This is a genomic window from Pseudomonas putida (assembly GCF_002741075.1).
Taxonomy (GTDB): Bacteria; Pseudomonadota; Gammaproteobacteria; order Pseudomonadales; family Pseudomonadaceae; genus Aquipseudomonas; species Aquipseudomonas putida_T.
In genome coordinates, this window is the sequence record NZ_CP016634.1 from 4,924,264 (window position 1) to 4,944,835 (window position 20,572).

A 20,572-nucleotide genomic window follows, 5' to 3' on the forward strand; every position below is an offset into this window, starting at 1 on the left:
TTCCATGCCTTACGCCTGCCTCGCTTGCGGCTTGAGCCGCACATAAAGGGTTTTATCGACCCGCGCCACCAGCTCGCCGGCACCGTCGCGGATATCGACCTGCAAACGAGGCAGGTACTTCTTGCCGCTGGCGGTCTGCTGGCGAATGTCCTCCAACAACGCGTCATCGACATGGAACTCGGCGAACACCGGGCCTTTGCCGGGTGCGATGAAGTCGATGCTGGCGGCCTTGTCCCAGACGATGTACTCACGCCCGAGGCGCTCGATCAGCAACAACATGTAGAAAGGATCGACCATCGAATAGAGACTGCCGCCGAACTGGGTGCCGACATAGTTGCGGTTCCAGCGGGTGAGCTTCATGCGCACCCGGATGCTGCGCATGTCCGGGCTGATGTGCTGCACGCGGATACCGGCGCCCACGTAGGGCGGGTAAAGGTTGAGCAACCACCGCAGCATGCGGGCCTTGCGGGCGAGCCTGCGCGAATCGCTCATGCGCGGCCTCGCGGATCGGGACGTGTGCCCAGCCCCATGGCCTGACGGGCAAACCAGCGCTTGGCCGGCGGCAGCAGGTCCAGGCCGAGCAGCCCGAGGTTACGACTGGCCGCCAGCAAGGGCTGGCTGCTGCCGAACAAACGGGTGACCTGATCGGAGAAGCCAATGGTCATGGCCTGGTCCAACTGCTGGCGCTGATGGTAGGCCTGCAACGTGGCCAGATCACCAAGCGGCTGCGGCCCGGCCAGCAAGGCCTCGGCCAGCGACTGCACGTCACGCAGCGACAGGTTGAAGCCCTGCCCTGCGATCGGATGCAGGCTGTGGGCCGCGTTACCCAACACCACCAGATGCGGGCGCACCTGCTCCTGGGCTTCGATCAACGCAAGCGGATACAGATGGCGCCCCCCCACCTGGCGCAGGGCGCCCAGGCGGTAGCCGAACACGCCCTGCAGTTCACGCAGGAAGCTGCGCTCGTCGATCTCGGCCAGACGCTGGGCGTCCATCCCCTGCCGGGTCCAGACCAGCGCACAACGGTTCTCCGGCAGCGGCAGCAAGGCCATCGGTCCCTGCTCGGTGAAACGCTCGAAGGCCTGGCCGCGGTGGGCTTCACCCGGGGTGATGTTGGCGATCAGTGCGCTTTGCTCATAAGGGGTACGGCGGACATGAATGCCCAACTGTTCGCGCAAGCCCGAGCGGCCACCGTCGGCGAGCACCGCAAGGTCGCACTCAAGGCTGGTGTCGTCGTCCAACAGCAGGCGGTAGCCGCCGCCGATGGCCTGCATGGTCTTGACCTCGGCCGGGCAGCGCCAGCTCACCACATCGGCATCCAGGCTCTGCCACAGGCACTGGCCAAGCCAGGCGTTCTCCACGACATAGCCGAGCGCCGGCACGCCCTCCTCGATCGCATCCAGGCGGGTCGCGCCGAAGCGGCCTCGGTCGGAGACCTGGATCTGACTGATCGGCTCAGCGCGTTGGCTGATCACCTGCCACAGGCCTAGGTGCTCATAAATTTGCCGCGTGCCATAGGACAATGCCGAGGAGCGGGCATCATAGCTGGGCTGGAAGCTGTGTCCCGGGGCAAAGGGTTCGATCAGCATGATCTTCCAGCCCCGCGCCTTGGCACCGGCCTGCAGCGCCAAAGCCAGGCTGGCGCCAACCAGTCCACCCCCGATGATCGCCAGATTGACCCGGTTCATGCCGCGTCCTTGCGAGCATCAGCCATCAATGCCTCGATCTCGGAGACCGTACGCGGTACATCGGAGGTCAGAATCTCACAGCCTTGCTTGGTCACCACCACGTCGTCCTCGATCCTTACACCGATGCCGCGCCATTTCTTCGCGACGTTCTGGTTGTCGGCAGCAATGTAGATGCCCGGCTCGACGGTCAGCGCCATGCCCGGCTCGAGCACGCGCCACTGCCCCCCCACCTTGTAGTCACCCACATCGTGCACATCCATGCCCAGCCAGTGTCCGGCGCGGTGCATGTAGAACGCGCGGTGGGCCTCGCTGTCGATCAGCGCCTGCACATCACCCTTGAGCAGCCCCAGCTCCACCAGCCCTTCGGTGATGACCCGCACGGTCGCCTCATGGGCGTGGTTCCAGTGCTTGCCCGGGGCGATCTCGGCGAAAGCGGCGGCCTGGGCCTTGAGCACCAGCTCGTAGATGGCCTTCTGCTCCGGCGAGAAACGCCCGCTGACCGGGAAGGTACGGGTGATGTCGCTGGCGTAGCAGTCGATTTCGCAGCCGGCGTCGATCAGCACCAGGTCGCCATCCTTGAGCGGGGCGTCGTTCTGCTGGTAGTGCAGGATGCAGGCATTGCGCCCTGCCGCGACGATCGAGCCATAGGCAGGCATCTTCGCGCCGCCCTTGCGGAACACGTAGTCCAGCTCGGCTTCCAGGCTGTATTCGTGCAACCCGGCCCGGCACGCCTGCATGGCCCGTACATGAGCCTGCGCGGAAATCTTCGCAGCGGTGCGCATTACCTTCACTTCCGCCGCCGATTTATACAGACGCATGTCGTGCAGCAGGTGATCCAGGGCAACGAATTCGTTCGGAGGCTGGGCGCCAAGCCGCGCCTTGGAGCGGATCACGTTGATCCACTCCATCAGCCGGCGATCGAACTCAGGATTGCTGCCCATGGCGGTATAGACCCGGTCGCGACCTTCGATCAGGCCGGGCAGGATTTCGTCGATATCGGTGATGGGGAAGGCGTCGTCGGCGCCATAGTCGCGGATTGCCCCTTCCTGACCGGCACGTAGGCCATCCCACAGCTCGCGTTCAGGATTGCGCTCGCGGCAGAACAGCACGTACTCGCCATGCTCACGGCCGGGGATCAGGGCGATGACCGCCTCAGGCTCGGGGAAGCCGCTCAGGTACTGGAAGTCGCTGTCCTGGCGGTACACGTGCTCGACGTCGCGGTTGCGGATGGCAACCGCGGCCGCCGGCAGGATGGCGATGCTGTTGGGGACCATCTGCGCCATCAGCGCCTTGCGCCGACGGGCATATTCGGCCTTCGGAATATGGCTCATGGGCAGGACCCCCGGGGTATCAGTGCAGCGATGGCTTGGGTGCGGGCGCGGCGGGTTTGGCCAGCTCGGTGTACAGCAGCAGCGGGGCGACGCGCAGGTACTCCATGACCTCCATGTAGTCGCTCTCGCCGTCCTCGGACTCTTCGAGTGCGTCCTGGACCTGGGAAATGGCCACCAGGTCCTGCAGGACTTCCTTGGCTTCCTCGGAAAGCTCCTTGCCACCGGCATTGAGGCCGAAACCTGTGATGAAGCCCTGGCACCATTGGCCCAGGGCGGTGGCGCGTTCGGTCAGCGGGGCGTCGTCGCCCGGCAGCAGCAGGACGATGGCGATGTCCTCGCCAGTGAGTTCGGCCTTGACCATTTCCTGCAGGCCGAGCAATGCGGCGCGCACGGCGTCCACAGGCTCGTTCTCCAGCGCACCGGCGGCGTCGGCCAGCCAGGAATCGGCGTCGAAGCCCGCACCGGCGCAGCTGCGACCGATCAGCAGGCCGTGCAGTTCGGCCGGGGAGACAGGATGGCCATTGCTGGAAAGCAGCGTGGCGAAGGCGGTGTAGGGCGATTGGGTATTGGGCATGGGCAGCTAGGCGCCAGGCGGCGCAATGACTAGAATGAAGACCTTGTATCCTAGCACCGGCAGGCGCGCCAAGACCATCCGCACTGGCTGTACCGCCCCCGGAAGAGGCATGATCGCCAGGCAGTCAACGAGGGAGCGAATCGAGTGCAACCCATGCCAGAGAACGACCTGCAAGCACTGATGAGCCGATTCGAGTTGCTGATCGAGCGTGTCGAGCAACTAAAACGGCAAAATGCACTCCTACTAGCGCAGGAAAAATCCTGGCGCGAGGAGCGCGCCCACCTCATCGAAAAGAACGAGATCGCAAGGCGCAAGGTCGAGTCGATGATTTTACGCCTCAAGGCCCTGGAGCAAGACTCATGAGTTCAAGCAATAGCGTCACCGTCCAGATCCTCGACAAGGAATATTCGATCATCTGCCCGCCGGAAGAACGCAACAACCTGGTCAGCGCCGCACGCTACCTGGATGGCAAGATGCGCGAGATCCGCAGCAGCGGCAAGGTGATCGGCGCGGATCGCATCGCGGTCATGGCAGCCCTGAACATCACCCACGAGCTGCTGCACCGCCAGGAGCGTCCGGATGTCGCCGCAAGCGGCACCACACGTGAGCAAGTGCGAGACCTGCTGGAGCGGGTCGACCAAGCGTTGTCCGACGACGCGGATACCAAAATCGGCTGAGATTGGTATACTGGCGCCACTCCCTGGGGGATGCGCCAGTCGGTTATGTCCCTGAGCCGATACGCACAACCACGGGGGTTGCACGCTGGGGCCGGTGTGCATGTCCGCCCGACGGAAAGCCTTAACGCCCCCTGCAATCTCCACCTTGAACTTTCGGGTTCAAGGGCTACACCGATAGCGGTCTTATCGGGGAGCCTGAATTCTTTCTTGTCCGCCAGCCCTGGTGGGCAAATCTCCGGTCGCTAAGGCGGCCGGCACATCTGGGAACGCCTGTGCCATGACCGACACCGCGCCGCTCACCCGCCCTCAACTACGCCGCCTGCTGCGCAATGCCCGTCGCGCACTGACACCCGCCCAACAACGTCAAGCCTCCCTCGGCCTATACCGCCAGTTGGCCCAGCATCCGTTGTTCCGCCGTGCCCGGCACATTGCCTTGTACCTACCCAATGATGGCGAGATCGATCCGCGCCTGTTGCTGCGCGAGGCCCAGCGACGCGGCAAGCGCATCTATCTGCCGGTGCTGCATGCCTGGCCGCGTACGCGCATGGTGTTCCAGCGTTTCGAGCGCGGCGAGAAGCTACGCCCCAACCGCTTCCGCATCCCTGAACCTGTGGTCGAACGCAAACGCCAGCGGCCGATCTGGTCATTGGACCTGATCCTGCTGCCCCTGGTGGGGTTCGACGAAGTGGGGGGGCGCCTGGGCATGGGTGGCGGTTTCTATGACCGCAGCCTGGCCTACCAGGCACGCCGCAAGGCATGGAAAAAACCGCTGCTGCTGGGATTGGCCCATGAGTGCCAGAAGGTGGAGCGGTTGGCTCAGGCCAGTTGGGATGTTCCGCTCAAGGGGACGGTCTCGGACCGTGCCTGGTACCTGGCGCCGGCTTGAGCGGCGCCTGAGGCCAGATCAGCGCTGCGGCTGGGCGGGATCGACCGGCATCTGGTAGGCAGCGTCCACCTTGCGCTCAAGGAAATTCTGCGCATAACCGGTGGTGACGACACCCAGGCCAAAGATAAAGACCAGGATCCAGAGCAGGTCCGGTTTGCGTTGGTTCATTGATGATTGCCCCCCTAGGCAAACAGTCAGGCTCGGCAACCTTCTTGGTGCTGCCGGAGCGTCAAGCTTAAAATCGGCGCATTTTCCGACAACCTGAGTCGACACGCAAACGTTGACGCCAACCGACTGTCGGTTAAATGCGTCATGTTATTTCAAACTTTTTCAGGAGCCTCACCCATGGCCTATTGGCTGATGAAATCCGAGCCCGACGAACTCTCCATCGAAGCCCTGGCAGGCCTCGGACAGGCACGCTGGGATGGGGTGCGCAACTATCAGGCGCGTAATTTCCTGCGGGCCATGAGCGTGGGCGACGAGTTCTTCTTCTATCACTCCAGTTGCCCGCAGCCGGGCATTGCCGGCATCGCCCGCATTACCGCCGCAGCCTATCCCGACCCGACCGCATTAGACCCCGAGAGCCCCTATTACGACGCGAAGGCCAATGCCGAGAAAAACCCCTGGAGCGCCGTGGACGTGGCTCATGTGACGACCTTCCGCCAGGTGCTGGGCCTCGGGATGCTCAAACAGCAGGCCACGCTCGATGAGCTGGCGCTGGTGCAAAAAGGCAGTCGGTTGTCGGTGATGCCGGTCACTGCCGAGCAATGGGCAGCGATTTTAGCGCTGGCTGCCTGACAACCATCCAGAGGGCCGCGCGGCGGCCCTTCGGGGGTCTACCGGCGAAACATCACCTTTTGCAAAGTCACTGCACGATCAGGTTATTGAACAGCAAATCCTCGACGATGGGCTTGCCTTCCTCGGCCTCCATCACCTGCTGAACCTGCTTGAGCGCTTCTTGGCGCAGTTTTTCCTTGGCCTCGACATTGCTCATGTTTTCCACGCCCTGCTGGGTGAACAGTGCCACCAGCTGGTTGCGAATCAGCGGCTCATGGTGCTTGACCGCAGCGGCGGCGGCATCACCGGTGACGCGCAAGGCCACGTCGGCCTTGTACACCCGCAACTTAGGGCTGCCGTCGAGGGCATAGTTGCCGACGAAAGGTGGGCTAAGGCTGATGTAGGACACCTTGGGCTCTCCTTCCTTGGATTCTTCGGCCAGGGCCGCCGCCGGCAACAGCAAGGCCAGCATCATCAAGATCCACGCTTTCACGAATTCGCTCCTCAATACAGTTGGCGCCAGCTTACCCAGCACATCGCTCAAACCCAAGCCCGGGCTTATGCCGCCCCATAAGGGTGAGGCATGCTCGTTGACCCGACCTGCGCCGCTCCTACACTTATCGGCCAACGCACGCAAAGGAATAGCCCTGATGAAAGCAGTGTTGTGCAAAACCCTTGGCCCTGCGCAAAACCTGGTGCTGGAGGAAGTCGCAAGCCCGGTACCGAAAAAGAACGAGATCCTGCTGGACGTTCAGGCCGCGGGGGTCAATTTTCCCGACACCTTGATCATCGAAGGCAAGTACCAGTTCCAGCCACCGCTACCGTTCTCACCTGGTGGCGAAGCGGCGGGGGTGGTGGCAGCGGTCGGCGAGAAGGCCGGCGCCTTCACAGTCGGCGACCGGGTCATGGCGCTGACCGGCTGGGGCGCCTTCGCCGAGCAGGTCGCCGTGCCCTTCTACAACGTACTGCCGATTCCCGCATCGATGGACTTCGCCACCGCCGCAGCGTTCGGCATGACCTATGGCACCTCGATGCATGCCCTGCGCCAGCGGGGCCAGCTCAAGGCCGGCGAAACCCTGTTGGTGCTCGGCGCGTCCGGCGGTGTGGGGTTGGCCGCAGTGGAGATCGGCAAGGCCATGGGCGCCCGGGTGATCGCCGCGGCCAGCAGCGCCGAGAAGCTCGCCGTCGCCAGGGCCGCCGGCGCCGACGAGCTGATCGACTACGGCCAGGACAGTTTGAAGGATGAAATCAAGCGCCTGACCGGCGGCCAGGGCGTGGATGTGGTCTACGACCCGGTGGGTGGCGAACTGTTCGAGCAGGCCGTACGCGGTTTGGCCTGGAACGGCCGACTGCTGGTGGTGGGCTTTGCCAGCGGGACCATCCCGCAGTTGTCCGTGAACCTGGCACTGCTCAAGGGCGCCGCGGTGCTGGGCGTGTTCTGGGGTGCTTTCGCTCAGCGCCAGCCCGAGGACAACGCTGCCAACTTCCGCCAGCTGTTTGCCTGGCATGCCGAGGGCACGCTCAAGCCACTGGTGTCGCAGACCTACGCGCTGGCAGAGGCTGGAGTGGCCATCGAGCAGTTGGCGCAGCGAAAAGCCGTGGGCAAGTTGGTGGTGCTAACCCGATAAAAGATTACACCACCGGCTTTCCCTACACCTCACACAGGTTATGGCACCTGCGGAACCGTGCTTCCAGATTGCGATCAGGCATCTGATGACTGCGCAAGGCGTTAAGTGTCTGCTCGACGTAGTCCCGCGTACTGCCATAACGCCCCCTGGCACTGGCCAGGATCTGGCTGAGCAAGGAATCCGGCAGGTTGCCGGCATAGCACGGCAGATGCCGCTCCAGCACAAAGCCCAGGGCCTGCACCTTATTGCCGTCGCTCAACCGGCAATTGAGCCAGTGCGGCCGATAGGCCGGGTATGGCATCTCGCGTTGCCACAGGGCCATCAGCGAGTCATCCAGGTTGCGCTCGTCCAGGCGGTAGGCAAAACCACTGCACGAGCCTCCCCGGTCCAAGCCGAACACAAGCCCCGGGCAATCGGGCGTCCCACGGTGCTCGTGGGACCACAGATACAGGCCCCTGTGGTATCCGTGCACCCGCGCCCGCTGGCGCTCCACCGAATTGCATTCTGGTCGCCAGATCAGTGAGCCATAGGCGAACAGCCACACCGGCCCACCTTCATGGCGCGACATGGTCAATTTCATGGAGTGATGCAACTGCTCATCGGTCAACTGCTGACCGAAATCCAGCGAAGGAGGATATGTCACCTGCCACGACGAACTTTCAAGTGTCGACATCATGCTGCCGCCATTATTCCCCGTAAACTACCGAAGGCTGTCACTGTAAAAGTCGTGACGCCTCGCTGGAATTACCGTACGGCAGAAAGTGTCTTGAGTTCAAGCCAAAATTCTTGCGTGAGCCCAGTATTCATCTGCCTTTGCAGATAACCGACAGGTATTGTTCCGAGTATAGTGAAAGTTATTAACCACGGAGGCAACAATGTGCGCCTTATAATACGGGCGACACACTTCTGTTATTAAAAACGGCCCACCCTTGCGGTGAGCCGTGCTGTTTCAGGCCCGCGGTGCGTAGGCGAAAACATCGGCACGCATGCGATGCGCGTCCATGCCAGCCTCGACCAGCGCATCCAGGGTGGCATAAACCATGTTGGGCGAGCCGCTGGCGTAGACGTGGACTTGATTCAGGTCTGCGATGTCTTCGCAAACCGCTTCATGCAACAACCCGCAGCGCCCTTCCCAACCGCACAGATCACTCACCACCTTGTGCAGGAACAGGTTCGGCAAATGCGCCCACTCGGACCAGTGCTCTATCTGGTAGAAGTCCTCAGGCCGACGCACGCCCCAATACAGGTGAACCGGGTGCTTGAAGCCCTGGGCACGGCAATGCTCGATCAGGCTGTGCATCTGGCCCATGCCGGTACCAGCAGCGATCAGCACCAGCGGCCCGTCCGGCAATTCGGCCAGGTGCGCGTCACCGAACGGCAACTCGATACGGGCCACGCCATCGCGCTGCAGTTGGCTGATCAGTTGTCGCGCGCTGTTCTCCCGTACCAGCACATGCAGCTCCAGGTCACGTCCGCCATGGGGGGCCGATGCCAAGGAGAAAGCCGCCTTGTCGGCCCCTTCCCGCTCGATCATCAGGTACTGCCCGGCGTGATAGCGCGGCGGCTTGCCCGCAGGCGCGCGCAGGCGCACGCGCCAGACGTCGCCACCGACCTCGACGCACTCACTCAAGGTGCAAGCCAGCTTGCGCACCGGCAATTCACCCAGGGCCAGCACACCATCCCAGAGCACCACGCAGTCCTCCAGCGGCTCGGCGATGCAGGTGAACAGCTCGCCATGATCGCGAACCTCACCCTCCTGACGCACCCGCCCTTCCACCAGCAGCGCGGCGCAGACGTGGCAATTGCCGTTGCGACAGCTGTTGGGGCAGTCATAACCCAGACGTCGGGCCGCATCCAGAATCCGTTCTCCGGGCTCGACGGCCAGTACCGCTCCGGACGGCTGCAACGTTACCTGCATCAATCTATTCCCAACTGATCCCACAGCTCATCGATACGGCGGGTGACGGCCTCGTCCTTGACGATGGCACGTCCCCATTCGCGTGTAGTCTCGCCCGGCCACTTGTGCGTGGCGTCCAGGCCCATCTTCGACCCCAGGCCCGATACCGGCGACGCGAAGTCGAGGTAGTCGATCGGCGTGTTGTCGATCATCACCGTATCACGCTTGGGGTCCATGCGCGTGGTGATGGCCCAGATCACGTCGTTCCAGTCGCGGGCGTTGATGTCGTCGTCGGTGACAATAACGAACTTGGTGTACATGAACTGTCGCAGGAACGACCACACACCCAGCATCACGCGCTTGGCGTGCCCCGGATACTGCTTTTTCATGGTCACCACCGCCATGCGGTACGAGCAGCCTTCCGGCGGCAGATAGAAATCGACGATCTCGGGGAACTGCTTCTGCAGGATCGGCACGAACACTTCATTCAGCGCCACGCCCAGGATCGCCGGCTCATCCGGCGGACGACCGGTGTAGGTGCTGTGGTAGATCGGTTTTTGCCGATGGGTGATGCGCTCGACGGTGAAGACCGGGAAGCTGTCCACCTCGTTGTAGTAGCCAGTGTGATCGCCGTATGGCCCTTCCGGCGCCATTTCGCCTGGGTGGATGACCCCTTCGAGAATGATCTCGGCGGTGGCCGGCACCTGAAGGTCGCTGCCACGGCATTTGACCAGCTCGGTACGGTTGCCGCGCAGAAGTCCTGCGAAGGCGTATTCGGAAAGGGTGTCCGGCACGGGCGTCACGGCGCCGAGGATGGTCGCCGGATCCGCGCCCAGGGCGACAGCCACGGGGAATGGCTGACCGGGGTGCTTCTCGCACCATTCACGGTAGTCCAGGGCGCCGCCACGGTGGCTCAGCCAACGCATGATGACCTTGTTGCGGCCGATCAGCTGTTGACGGTAGATGCCGAGGTTCTGGCGATCCTTGTTGGGGCCGCGAGTGACGGTCAGGCCCCAGGTGATCAGCGGGGCCACATCGCCCGGCCAGCAATGCTGGATCGGCAGTTGGGTGAGGTCGACATCTTCGCCTTCGACCACGACCTCTTGGCACACCGCGTCCTTGACCACCTTGGGCGCCATGGACACGACTTTCTTGAAGATCGGCAGCTTGGACCAAGCGTCCTTGAGGCCTTTCGGCGGTTCGGGCTCCTTGAGGAAGGCCAGCAGCTTGCCGATTTCACGCAGCTCATCGACCGATTCGGCGCCCATGCCCATGGCCACGCGCTCCGGCGTCCCGAACAAGTTGCCCAGCACAGGCATGTCGAAGCCGGTGGGCTTTTCGAACAGCAGCGCCGGGCCCTTGGCGCGCAGGGTGCGGTCGCAGACTTCGGTCATTTCCAGGATGGGGGAGATCGGAACCTGGATGCGCTTGAGTTCACCGCGCTGTTCCAGGCCGCGGATGAAGTCGCGCAAGTCGCGATACTGCATGCAGGAGCCTCGTGTTGGCCGTATCGGTCGGGGTTGCAGAGTGTAGCGCCGTTCAAGGCTTTGTTGGGGGCAAAAATGACTTGGGGCCGCTTCGCGTCCCATCGCGGGACAAGCCCGCGCCTACAAGGATCACGTTGACCTCTGTAGGCGCGGGCTTGTCCCGCGATGGGCTGCGCAGCAGCCCCATTCACTACCCGTCGCGAAGACTTACTTACGCTTCATCGACAGGAAGAACTCATCGTTGGTCTTGGTTTGCTTGAGCTTGTCGACCAGGAACTCGATGGCGGCGACTTCGTCCATCGGGTGCAGCAGCTTGCGCAGGATCCACATGCGCTGCAGCTCGTCATCGGCGGTCAGCAGCTCTTCGCGACGGGTACCGGACTTGTTGATGTTGATGGCCGGGAACACACGCTTCTCGGCGATGCGGCGGTCCAGCGGCAGCTCCATGTTGCCGGTGCCCTTGAACTCTTCGTAGATCACTTCATCCATCTTCGAGCCGGTTTCGACCAGCGCGGTGGCGATGATGGTCAGCGAGCCGCCTTCCTCGATGTTACGGGCAGCACCGAAGAAACGCTTTGGCTTTTCCAGGGCGTGGGCGTCGACACCACCGGTCAGGACCTTGCCGGAGCTCGGGATCACGGTGTTGTAGGCACGCGCCAGACGGGTGATGGAGTCGAGCAGGATGACCACGTCCTTCTTGTGCTCGACCAGGCGCTTGGCCTTTTCGATGACCATCTCGGCGACCTGCACGTGACGGGTCGGCGGTTCGTCGAAAGTCGAGGCGACCACTTCGCCGCGCACGGTGCGCTGCATTTCGGTCACTTCTTCCGGGCGCTCGTCGATCAGCAGGACGATCAGGTGGCACTCGGGGTTGTTACGGGTGATGTTGGCCGCGATGTTCTGCAGCATGATGGTCTTGCCCGCTTTCGGCGGAGCGACGATCAGGCCGCGCTGGCCTTTACCGATCGGAGCGCACAGGTCGATGACTCGACCGGTAAGGTCTTCGGTGGAGCCGTTACCGGCTTCCATCTTGAGGCGCTCGTTCGGGAACAGCGGCGTCAGGTTCTCGAACAGGATCTTGTTCTTCGCGTTTTCCGGACGGTCGAAGTTGATGGTGTCGACTTTCAGCAGGGCGAAGTAACGCTCCCCTTCCTTCGGCGGACGGATCTTGCCGACGATGGTGTCACCGGTGCGCAGGTTGAAGCGACGGATCTGGCTGGGCGAGACGTAGATATCGTCAGGGCCGGCCAGGTAGGAGGCATCCGCCGAACGCAGGAAACCGAAACCATCCTGGAGAATCTCCAGCACGCCGTCACCCGAGATCTCTTCGCCGCTTTTCGCATGCTTCTTCAGCAGGGCGAAAATCACGTCCTGTTTGCGCGAACGGGCCATGTTTTCGATGCCCATCTGTTCGGCCATTTCCAAAAGATCGGTAATCGGCTTTTGCTTGAGTTCAGTCAGGTTCATAAGGGGAGTGACGTAATCATGTAAGAAGGGAGAATTAAGCGTTGGCTTAATGAGGCCGCGCCGCTAGATGGCGACAGGATCGCGTACTGATTCGAATTAGGGATGCTTCGGCGACGGCGTGCAGAGGGCACTGGAGAACAGTGCGAGGCCGAATGTAACACTTGCTTTTTTCGACGTCTAGGGGTTTTGACTCGGTAAATCGTGCCCTGCGCACGCAGGTTTCCCCCCGAAGGCGGCCGTAGGATCACCCGTAGATTCGCAGGTGAACCCGTTCCCGCAAGTCCTTGGGGACAAAAAAAAGCCCCGCATCAGCGGGGCCTTTTCGCATCACAGGTTGGCGTCGAGGAACGCGGCCAGCTGGGACTTGGACAGGGCGCCGACCTTGGTCGCCTCGACGTTGCCGTTCTTGAACAGCATCAGGGTCGGGATACCACGCACGCCGTGCTTGGCAGGGGTTTCCTGGTTTTCGTCGATGTTCAGCTTGGCGACGGTCAGCTTGCCTTCGTAGGTAGCCGCGATGTCGTCCAGGACCGGAGCGATCATCTTGCATGGGCCGCACCATTCAGCCCAGTAGTCGACCAGCACCGGGCCTTGAGCCTGCAGTACGTCGGCATCGAAGCTGGCGTCGGTGACGTGTTTGATTTTGTCGCTCATGGAAATCTCCAAGGTCGTAAGCAATAAAAAACGTTGCCCATCATAGCCGCACCTACGTCCTACAGGAAGTCGCGCACGATTGAGTGTAACTATAGTTGTGCAAGACGCCACGAATCGAAACTGTCACATAACTGTCATAGCATCGAGTGGCACATTGCCCTGCATCAATCCCGACTATTGTCATGCGTTGGCGCAAGCCAAGGATCATGGCAGGATTGCCGGGTTATCGACCGAGAACATCGAGATCATGCCGCATACCACCGCGAAGAACCTGTCTCTGATCGCCGCCATCGACCTTGGCTCCAACAGTTTTCACATGGTCGTGGCCAAAGCCCACCACAGTGAAATCCGCATTCTCGAGCGGCTCGGGGAAAAGGTGCAATTGGCCGCCGGCATCAGCGAGGAACGTCAGCTGAGCGAGGAAGCCATGCAGCGGGGCCTCGAATGCCTCAAGCGCTTCTCCCAACTGATCAACGGCATGCCCCAGGGCGCCGTGCGCATCGTCGGCACCAACGCCCTGCGTGAAGCACGCAACCGCAACGAATTCATCCTACGCGCCGAAGCCATCCTCGGCCATCCGGTCGAGGTCATCTCCGGCCGCGAGGAAGCGCGCCTGATCTACCTGGGTGTTTCCCACACGCTGGCCGACACCCCGGGTAAGCGCCTGGTCGCCGACATTGGCGGCGGCAGCACCGAATTCATCATCGGCCAGCGCTTCGAGCCGTTGCTGCGCGAGAGTCTGCAGATGGGCTGCGTCAGCTTCACCCAGCGCTATTTCCGCGATGGCAAGATCACCCCGGCACGCTATGCCCAGGCTTATACCGCCGCGCGTCTGGAGCTGATGAGCATCGAAAACGCCCTGCACCGTCTGACCTGGGATGAAGCCATCGGCTCGTCCGGCACCATCCGTGCCATCGGTGCGGCAATCAAAGCCAACGGCATGGGCAGCGGCGAAGTCAACGCCGAAGGCCTCGCGGCGCTCAAACGCAAGCTGTTCAAGCTCGGCGAGGTCGACAAGATCGACTTCGAAGGCGTCAAGCCGGACCGTCGGGCGATCTTCCCGGCAGGCCTGGCGATTCTCGAAGCGATCTTCGACGCCCTGGAGCTGCAACGCATGGACCACTGTGACGGTGCCTTGCGCGAGGGCGTGCTGTACGACCTGCTGGGCCGTCACCACCACGAGGACGTGCGCGAGCGCACCCTCAACTCGCTGATGGAGCGCTACCACGTCGACCAGGGCCAGGCGGCTCGGGTCGAACGCAAGGCGCTGCACGCCTTCGACCAAGTGGCCAAGGCCTGGGGCCTGGAAGAGGGCAACTGGCGGGATCTGCTGAGCTGGGCGGCGAAAGTGCACGAAGTGGGGTTGGACATCGCCCACTACCACTACCACAAGCACGGCGCCTACCTGATCGAACACTCCGACCTGGCCGGCTTCTCCCGCGAGGACCAGCAGATGCTGGCCCTGCTGGTTCGCGGCCACCGCCGCAATATTCCCAAGGACAAGTTCGCGGAGTTCGGCGACGAAGGCGTGCAGTTGATTCGTCTGTGCGTGCTGCTGCGCTTCGCCATCCTGTTCCACCACATTCGTGGCACTCAGCAGATGCCGAAGGTGGAGCTCAAGGCGGGCGAGGACAACCTGGAGGTGGTGTTCCCTCAGGGCTGGCTGGAAGAAAACCAGCTGACCCAGGCCGACTTCGCCAACGAGGCGCAGTGGCTGGCCCGGGTCAACTTCATCCTCAGCGTACGTTGAGGACCGGATTGCTCAGGCGCTCGAGCAGGGCAGCCTGGGCATTGCGCGGGTTCTGGTTGCCAGTCGGCGTGCTGCGCACGTAGCGGCCGTCCGATTGCAGGATCCACGCGTGGGTGTTGTCGGTGAGGTAGCCCTCGAGTTCCTTCTTGACCCGCAGCACCAGTTTCTTGCCCTCCACCGGGAAGCACGTCTCAACGCGCTTGTCGAGGTTGCGCTCCATCCAGTCGGCGCTAGACAGGAACATCTGCTCCTCGCCGCCATTGAGGAAGTAGAACACCCGCGTGTGCTCCAGGAAGCGGCCGATGATCGAGCGCACCTGGATATTGTGCGAAACCCCCGGAATACCTGGGCGCAGGCAGCACATGCCACGCACAACCAGGTCAATCCGCACGCCCGACTGGCTGGCTTTGTACAAGGCCTTGATGACCTTGGCGTCGGTCAGCGAGTTGAACTTGGCGATGATGTGCGCGGGTTTGCCTTCCAGGGCGAACTGGGTCTCCCGGGCAATCATGTCGAGCATGCCCTTCTTCAGGGTGAACGGCGCGTGCAGCAGCTTCTTCATGCGCAGCGTCTTGCCCATGCCAATCAGCTGGCTGAACAGCTTGCCGACGTCCTCGGTGAGCGCATCGTCGGACGTCAGCAGGCTGTAGTCGGTGTACAGGCGCGCGTTACCGGCGTGGTAGTTGCCTGTGCCCAGGTGGGCGTAGCGCACGATCTCGCCCTGCTCGCGACGCAGAATCAACATCATCTTGGCGTGGGTCTTGAAGCCGACCACACCATAGATCACCACTGCGCCCGCCGCCTGCAGGCGGCTGGCCATCTGCAAGTTGGACTCTTCGTCGAAGCGCGCACGCAACTCGATCACCGCCGTGACCTCCTTGCCGTTACGCGCCGCGTCCACCAGTGCGTCGACGATTTCGGAGTTGGCGCCGCTGCGGTAGAGGGTCTGGCGCACGGCGAGCACGTGCGGGTCCTTGGCGGCCTGGCGCAGCAGATCGACCACCGGCGTGAAGGACTCGAACGGGTGCATCAGCAGCACGTCCTGCTTGCCGATCACACTGAAGATGTTGTCGGCGTTCTGCAGGATCTTCGGAATCGCCGGGGTGAACGGGGTGTATTGCAGCTCAGGGTGGCTGTCCAGACCGGTGATGCTGAACAACCGGGTCAGGTTGACCGGGCCATTGACCTGATACAGCTCGCTCTCGCTCAGGCTGAACTGCTTGAGCAGGTAGTCCGACAGGTGTTTGGGGCAATTGTCGGCCACTTCCAGGCGCACGGCGTCACCGTAGCGGCGCGAGAACAGCTCGCCGCGCAGGGCCCGCGCCAGGTCTTCGACATCCTCGGAGTCCAGCGCCAGATCAGCGTTACGGGTCAGGCGGAACTGGTAGCAGCCCTTGACCTTCATGCCCTGGAACAGGTCATCGGCATGCGCATGGATCATCGAGGACAGGAATACGAAGTTATCCCCCGGGCCACCGACGTCTTCCGGCACACGGATCACCCGCGGCAACAGGCGCGGCGCCGGGATGATGGCCAGGCCTGAATCGCGGCCGAAGGCATCGACACCCTCGAGTTCGACGATGAAGTTCAGGCTCTTGTTGACCAGCAGAGGGAATGGGTGGGTCGGGTCCAGGCCGATCGGGGTGATGATCGGGGCGATTTCGTCGCGGAAGTAGCGACGCACCCAGGTCTTGAGCTTGGTCGTCCAGTGGCGGCGGCGAATGAAGCGGATCTGGTGTTTTTCCAGCTCCGGCAAAAGCACGTCGTTGAGGATCGCGTACTGGCGTTCTACCTCGCCGTGAACCAGCTCGCTGATGCGCGCCAGCGCCTGGTGCGGCTGCAGGCCGTCCGCACCGGCTTGCTCGCGGGCGAAGGTGATCTGCTTCTTCAGGCCCGCCACACGGATCTCGAAGAACTCGTCCAGGTTGCTGGAGAAGATCAGCAGGAACTTCAGGCGCTCGAGCAGTGGGTAGGATTCGTCCAGCGCCTGCTCCAGCACGCGGATATTGAATTGCAGCTGCGACAGCTCGCGATGAATGTACAGGCTGCTGTCGTCCAGGCTCGGAATGCTGATCGCCGGGGCTGGCGCGGGTGCGACGACTTCGACCACAGGCTCGGCTGCAGGCGCCAGGTCCGGTGGGGTCTGCACCATTTCTTCGGGAACCGCCTGGGCATCCTTGATCGCGACAGGTGTTAGCACTTCATTGTTCATCTGACGTTCCTGGAGGGCGTGACTGCCCTCTCGACAATTGAGCGGCGCGGGCAGCTAAAAGAGGTCAGGATGCCATCGGCGCCTGTCCGTTTGAAGCGGCGCCGGTCTTGCGCGGCTTCCAGCGGTACATCGAGGGTGAGGCTCCTGGTGGAAAACACATCCCGACGGTCGCTGCGCAGCCTGGCGAAAAGAGGGAGGAGGATGGGCGGGGCAACGCTCACGGCAGACTCCTGGGCCCGCGCACGCGGGCTGGCGCGACAGTTATAAACTGCCATTATGACGCGGGGATGACAGCATTGGGCAAGCCTTTGACCAGAGGCCAAAGCTACTCCCCCTGTAGGAAATGTTCACGTCGAGACACATTTGGACACTTTCCCGAATGCGCGCGAAGGGGTAGGCTGCGCGTTCATTTCGCCAGCACCCCAGAAAATGCTTCAACAATTCCTGCAGGATTTCGGCTACTTTGCCCTTTTTCTCGGCACGTTTTTTGAAGGCGAGACCATCCTGGTTCTTGCGGGCTTCCTTGCGTTCCGCGGATACATGGACATCAATCTGGTGGTGCTCACGGCCTTCTTCGGCAGTTATGCCGGCGACCAGCTGTGGTACTTCATGGGCCGCCGTCACGGTCGGGCCATCCTGGCGCGCAAACCGCGCTGGCAGGCGATGGGCGACCGGGCGCTAGATCACATCCGCCGCCACCCCGACATCTGGGTCTTGAGTTTTCGCTTCGTCTACGGCCTGCGCACGGTCATGCCCGTGGCTATCGGCCTGTCCGGCTACCCACCTCGGCGCTACCTGCTGCTCAACGGCATCGGCGCAGCGGTCTGGGCCCTGGCCCTCGGGGCGGCCGCCTACCATTTCGGCGCCATCCTCGAAGGCATGCTGGGCAACGTGAAGAAGTACGAACTATGGGTGCTCGGCGGTCTGCTGACGCTCGGCGGCCTGCTCTGGCTGCGTCGCCGCTTCCGTACCCTGCGTGCCGAGCGCAAGGCCGCTGCAGCGGGTCAGGCCCCAGAGGCTGACAACGCTGTATCCCAAGAGCAGGATCCAGACCAAGGGCGTGACCGCCCCTAAACCCACAGCACCGGCCAGGTACAGTGCCGGTGCATTCGATGCCAGTCGCGCCAGCTCCAGGCGCCTGGCCCAGGGTCGATTCTCAAGCGCGGCCCCCAGCACGAACAAACCAAACGCCATGACCGTCCAGCCCAGTACCAGCGCGGCAGCCGACACCTGTCCAGCCACTTGCATCAGGTAGCTGCCCAGGGCGACGTACACCGCGAACTGCGCCACGACGTATACCTGTAGCCCTCGGCCCAACGGAATCTCGAACTTGCTAAACCGCGCCAGGTCCGGCTTGGCCTGTGGATAACGTGCCGCGACGTCCGCCGGACGCCAGCCCGTAGGCATGAACCAGATGCGCAGCTTGTCCCACAGCGAATGGGTATGCCGGGCATCGTCCCAGAGCTGGGCGTAGAACTGCAGATTGGCCCACAGCGGGTTCCAGCTGGCCAGGGGTGTGGTCACGCCGAACACCACCGGCTCACGCGCGTCCTCTTCCTGGAACGTGCCGAACAGACGATCCCAGAGAATGAACACGCCCCCATAGTTGCGATCCAAATACAGAGGGTTTTGCGCATGGTGGACGCGATGGTTGGACGGCGTGATAAACACCCATTCGAGCCAGCCCAGCTTGGGAATGTGCCGGGTGTGCACCCAGAACTGGTAGAGCAGGTTGAGCGATGCCACGGTGATGAACACCAGCGGTGGCACACCGATCAGCGCCAGCGGCAGGTAGAAGATCCAGGAAAAGATAAAACCGCTGCTGGTCTGGCGCAGCGCGGTGGTGAGGTTGTACTCCTCGCTCTGGTGATGCACCGAATGGGCCGCCCACAGAATGTTGCGCTCATGCCCGAGGCGGTGCAGCCAGTAGTAGCACAGGTCGTACAGCACAAAGGCCAGCAGCCAGGTCCACCAGACGTCCCCCGGCAGGCGCGAGAATGCCAGGTATTCCCAGGCCAGGGCATAGCTCACCAGCCCTACCCCTTTGGTCAGCAGCCCTGTGCTGGTCGACAGCACGCCCGTGCTCAGGCTGTTGATCGCATCGGCCAACCGATAGTTGCGCTGACCCCGCACGCGGTCGGCGACCAGCTCCACGGCAATCAGTACGAAAAAGAACGGCACGGCCAGCAGAATCAGGTCCATGGACAAGCATCTCCGGGGTTATCCCAAAGATTAGGCCCCGTGTGTGGGAAACCCTATGGCGACATCTGCCAAACTAGAGGACATTTAGCGCCTCGACACTGGAGTAATGAGCATGACGAAAAAAGTTGCGGTGATTCTTTCCGGCTGTGGCGTCTACGACGGCGCCGAGATCCACGAAAGCGTGATCACGCTGCTGCGCCTCGACCAGCGCGGCGCCCAGGTGCAGTGCTTCGCGCCGAACATCGCCCAGATGCACGTGATCGATCACCTCACCGGCCAGCCCATGCCTGAGTCGCGCAACGTGCTGGTGGAGTCCGCACGCATCGCTCGCGGCCAGATCAAGGACATCCGCGAGGCCAAGGCCGAAGACTTCGATGCGCTGATCGTCCCGGGTGGCTTCGGTGCAGCGAAGAACCTGTCCAACTTTGCCGTCGAAGGCGCCAATTGCACCGTCAATCCAGATGTGCTGGCACTGGCCGAAGCCTTCGCCGAGGCCGGCAAGCCGGTGGGGCTGATCTGCATCTCCCCGGCACTGGCGGCGAAAATCTATGGCCCAGGCGTGGTCTGCACCATTGGTACCGACGCCGACACCAGTGCGGCGGTGGTGAAGATGGGTGGCACCCATGAAGAGTGCGATGTGCACGACATCGTCGAGGACACCCAACGCAAGTTGGTGACCACGCCAGCCTACATGCTGGCCACGTCCATCAGCGAGGCGGCCAGCGGTATCTACAAGCTGGTAGACCGAGTGCTGGAACTGACTCACGAGAACGACTGACCAATACAACCCCTGTGGGAGCTACTGTCTTCGCTCCCACAGAGTGGCCTTCGTCACACCTTCGACAGCCGGGTCAGAATCCGGTCCAGGGCATTGGCGAACGCCTGCTTCTCCCGCTCGCCATAAGGCGCCTGCCCTCCCCCGACCTGCCCTTGCTCGCGCAGCTCGGTGAACAGGTTGCGCACCGCCAGGCGCTCGCCCATGTTGCGCTCGTCGAACTCACGCCCACGGGGGTCGAGAGCGGCCACGCCCTTCTTGATCAGGCGGTCGGCCAACGGTACATCGCTGCAGATCACCAGCTCCCCCGGCACGGCGTTTTCCACCAGGTAGTCATCGGCCGCGTCCATGCCGCTGGGGACCACGATCAGCCGCACACAGGCGAACGCCGGCTTGATCTGGGCCTGGCCGGCCACCAGCACCACCTCGAACTTGCGCTTGAGGGCGAACTTGACGATCAGGTCCTTGGCCGCCTTGGGGCAGGCGTCGGCATCGATCCATACACGCATTGCAGGTGTTTCCTCGAAATCGTTGGGGAGGGCTTGGCCCTCCAATCGCGGCACAAGG

General features: G+C 62.6%; 21 protein-coding genes, 1 other RNA gene and 1 pseudogene. 9 read left to right on the top strand and 14 right to left on the bottom strand.

Annotation, left to right across the window (positions count from 1 at the left end):
* Nucleotides 1–9 precede the first annotated feature (9 nt).
* Genes IEC33019_RS22970 through IEC33019_RS22985 form a run of 4 tightly spaced genes read right to left on the bottom strand, consistent with a single transcriptional unit; the run spans nt 10 to nt 3,593 of the window.
* Nucleotides 10–492 carry a DUF4442 domain-containing protein gene (locus IEC33019_RS22970; protein ID WP_070093660.1) on the bottom strand — a complete coding sequence of 161 codons (483 nt, stop codon included), beginning with the start codon at nt 490–492 and terminating at the stop codon, nt 10–12.
* Nucleotides 489–1,688 carry a 2-octaprenyl-6-methoxyphenyl hydroxylase gene (gene ubiH, locus IEC33019_RS22975; protein ID WP_070093661.1) on the bottom strand — a complete coding sequence of 400 codons (1,200 nt, stop codon included), beginning with the start codon at nt 1,686–1,688 and terminating at the stop codon, nt 489–491. The genes IEC33019_RS22970 and ubiH overlap by 4 nt, the downstream gene beginning before the upstream one ends.
* Nucleotides 1,685–3,019, bottom strand: a complete 1,335-nt coding sequence (pepP, locus tag IEC33019_RS22980; protein WP_070093662.1) for a Xaa-Pro aminopeptidase — start codon at nt 3,017–3,019, stop codon at nt 1,685–1,687. Before pepP ends, ubiH begins: the two co-directional genes overlap by 4 nt.
* 19 nt (nt 3,020–3,038) lie before the next feature.
* A complete protein-coding gene (locus IEC33019_RS22985) occupies nt 3,039–3,593 on the bottom strand; it encodes a YecA family protein (RefSeq protein WP_070093663.1) in 555 nt (184 codons plus the stop codon).
* Nucleotides 3,594–3,746: 153 nt separating this feature from the next.
* Here IEC33019_RS22985 and IEC33019_RS22990 point away from each other — a divergent pair, with 153 nt between their 5' ends.
* From IEC33019_RS22990 to IEC33019_RS23005, 4 genes are all read left to right on the top strand, one after another.
* Complete coding sequence (locus IEC33019_RS22990) at nt 3,747–3,956, top strand: TIGR02449 family protein (protein ID WP_043212148.1); 210 nt, start codon at nt 3,747–3,749, stop codon at nt 3,954–3,956.
* Nucleotides 3,953–4,270, top strand: coding sequence for a cell division protein ZapA (locus IEC33019_RS22995; protein WP_043212146.1), 318 nt, complete (start codon nt 3,953–3,955; stop codon nt 4,268–4,270). The genes IEC33019_RS22990 and IEC33019_RS22995 overlap by 4 nt, the downstream gene beginning before the upstream one ends.
* Nucleotides 4,271–4,287: 17 nt before the next feature.
* Nucleotides 4,288–4,467, top strand: a non-coding RNA gene (gene ssrS / locus IEC33019_RS23000) — 6S RNA.
* An 80-nt stretch (nt 4,468–4,547) separates the two neighbouring features.
* Complete coding sequence (locus tag IEC33019_RS23005; RefSeq protein WP_070093664.1) at nt 4,548–5,156, top strand: 5-formyltetrahydrofolate cyclo-ligase; 609 nt, start codon at nt 4,548–4,550, stop codon at nt 5,154–5,156.
* An 18-nt stretch (nt 5,157–5,174) separates the two neighbouring features.
* Here the strand turns inward: IEC33019_RS23005 and IEC33019_RS27575 are convergent, their stop codons facing one another.
* Nucleotides 5,175–5,324 (bottom strand): hypothetical protein, encoded by a 150-nt coding sequence (locus IEC33019_RS27575; RefSeq protein ID WP_170831796.1) that lies wholly within the window; start codon nt 5,322–5,324, stop codon nt 5,175–5,177.
* Between the two features lie 177 nt (nt 5,325–5,501).
* Here IEC33019_RS27575 and IEC33019_RS23010 point away from each other — a divergent pair, with 177 nt between their 5' ends.
* Nucleotides 5,502–5,954, top strand: a complete 453-nt coding sequence (locus IEC33019_RS23010; RefSeq protein ID WP_070093665.1) for an EVE domain-containing protein — start codon at nt 5,502–5,504, stop codon at nt 5,952–5,954.
* A gap of 67 nt (nt 5,955–6,021) precedes the next feature.
* Here the strand turns inward: IEC33019_RS23010 and IEC33019_RS23015 are convergent, their stop codons facing one another.
* Complete coding sequence (locus tag IEC33019_RS23015; RefSeq protein ID WP_070093666.1) at nt 6,022–6,426, bottom strand: flagellar basal body-associated protein FliL; 405 nt, start codon at nt 6,424–6,426, stop codon at nt 6,022–6,024.
* Between the two features lie 157 nt (nt 6,427–6,583).
* On the opposite strand from IEC33019_RS23015, the gene IEC33019_RS23020 reads away from it, so the two are divergent.
* Nucleotides 6,584–7,561, top strand: a complete 978-nt coding sequence (locus IEC33019_RS23020; RefSeq protein WP_070093667.1) for an NADPH:quinone oxidoreductase family protein — start codon at nt 6,584–6,586, stop codon at nt 7,559–7,561.
* Nucleotides 7,562–7,583: 22 nt separating this feature from the next.
* Here IEC33019_RS23020 and IEC33019_RS23025 read toward each other — a convergent pair whose 3' ends face one another.
* The 5 genes from IEC33019_RS23025 to trxA form a co-directional block, all read right to left on the bottom strand.
* Nucleotides 7,584–8,234 (bottom strand): gamma-glutamylcyclotransferase, encoded by a 651-nt coding sequence (locus IEC33019_RS23025; protein ID WP_070093699.1) that lies wholly within the window; start codon nt 8,232–8,234, stop codon nt 7,584–7,586.
* 276 nt (nt 8,235–8,510) lie between these two features.
* Nucleotides 8,511–9,479 carry a CDP-6-deoxy-delta-3,4-glucoseen reductase gene (locus IEC33019_RS23030; RefSeq protein WP_070093668.1) on the bottom strand — a complete coding sequence of 323 codons (969 nt, stop codon included), beginning with the start codon at nt 9,477–9,479 and terminating at the stop codon, nt 8,511–8,513.
* Nucleotides 9,479–10,945 carry a 4-hydroxy-3-polyprenylbenzoate decarboxylase gene (gene ubiD / locus IEC33019_RS23035; protein ID WP_070093669.1) on the bottom strand — a complete coding sequence of 489 codons (1,467 nt, stop codon included), beginning with the start codon at nt 10,943–10,945 and terminating at the stop codon, nt 9,479–9,481. The genes IEC33019_RS23030 and ubiD overlap by 1 nt, the downstream gene beginning before the upstream one ends.
* Before the next feature lie 207 nt (nt 10,946–11,152).
* Entirely contained in the window at nt 11,153–12,412 is a 1,260-nt protein-coding gene (rho, locus tag IEC33019_RS23040) for a transcription termination factor Rho (protein ID WP_043212134.1), read from the bottom strand.
* 327 nt (nt 12,413–12,739) lie between these two features.
* Nucleotides 12,740–13,066: a thioredoxin TrxA gene (gene trxA / locus IEC33019_RS23045; RefSeq protein ID WP_070093670.1), complete on the bottom strand. Its 327-nt coding sequence runs from the start codon at nt 13,064–13,066 to the stop codon at nt 12,740–12,742.
* Nucleotides 13,067–13,313: 247 nt separating this feature from the next.
* On the opposite strand from trxA, the gene ppx reads away from it, so the two are divergent.
* The gene (gene ppx / locus IEC33019_RS23050; protein ID WP_043212175.1) at nt 13,314–14,816 is read left to right on the top strand and encodes an exopolyphosphatase; all 1,503 of its coding nucleotides are present in this window, start codon (nt 13,314–13,316) and stop codon (nt 14,814–14,816) included.
* Here ppx and ppk1 read toward each other — a convergent pair.
* Nucleotides 14,803–17,028, bottom strand: a complete 2,226-nt coding sequence (ppk1, locus tag IEC33019_RS23055) for a polyphosphate kinase 1 (RefSeq protein WP_070093671.1) — start codon at nt 17,026–17,028, stop codon at nt 14,803–14,805. The two genes, ppx and ppk1, sit on opposite strands and share 14 nt — an antisense overlap.
* 429 nt (nt 17,029–17,457) lie before the next feature.
* Between ppk1 and IEC33019_RS23065 the strand changes: the two genes are divergently transcribed.
* Complete coding sequence (locus IEC33019_RS23065) at nt 17,458–18,102, top strand: DedA family protein (protein WP_170831797.1); 645 nt, start codon at nt 17,458–17,460, stop codon at nt 18,100–18,102.
* Nucleotides 18,103–18,603: 501 nt separating this feature from the next.
* Here the strand turns inward: IEC33019_RS23065 and IEC33019_RS27915 are convergent.
* A pseudogene (locus tag IEC33019_RS27915) lies at nt 18,604–19,230 on the bottom strand (sterol desaturase family protein); the annotation flags it as partial.
* Between the two features lie 112 nt (nt 19,231–19,342).
* Between IEC33019_RS27915 and elbB the strand changes: the two are divergent.
* Complete coding sequence (gene elbB, locus IEC33019_RS23075) at nt 19,343–20,008, top strand: isoprenoid biosynthesis glyoxalase ElbB (RefSeq protein ID WP_070093674.1); 666 nt, start codon at nt 19,343–19,345, stop codon at nt 20,006–20,008.
* A gap of 53 nt (nt 20,009–20,061) precedes the next feature.
* On the opposite strand, the gene IEC33019_RS23080 is transcribed toward elbB, so the two are convergent.
* Nucleotides 20,062–20,514, bottom strand: a complete 453-nt coding sequence (locus tag IEC33019_RS23080; protein WP_070093675.1) for a YaiI/YqxD family protein — start codon at nt 20,512–20,514, stop codon at nt 20,062–20,064.
* Nucleotides 20,515–20,572: the final 58 nt, after the last annotated feature.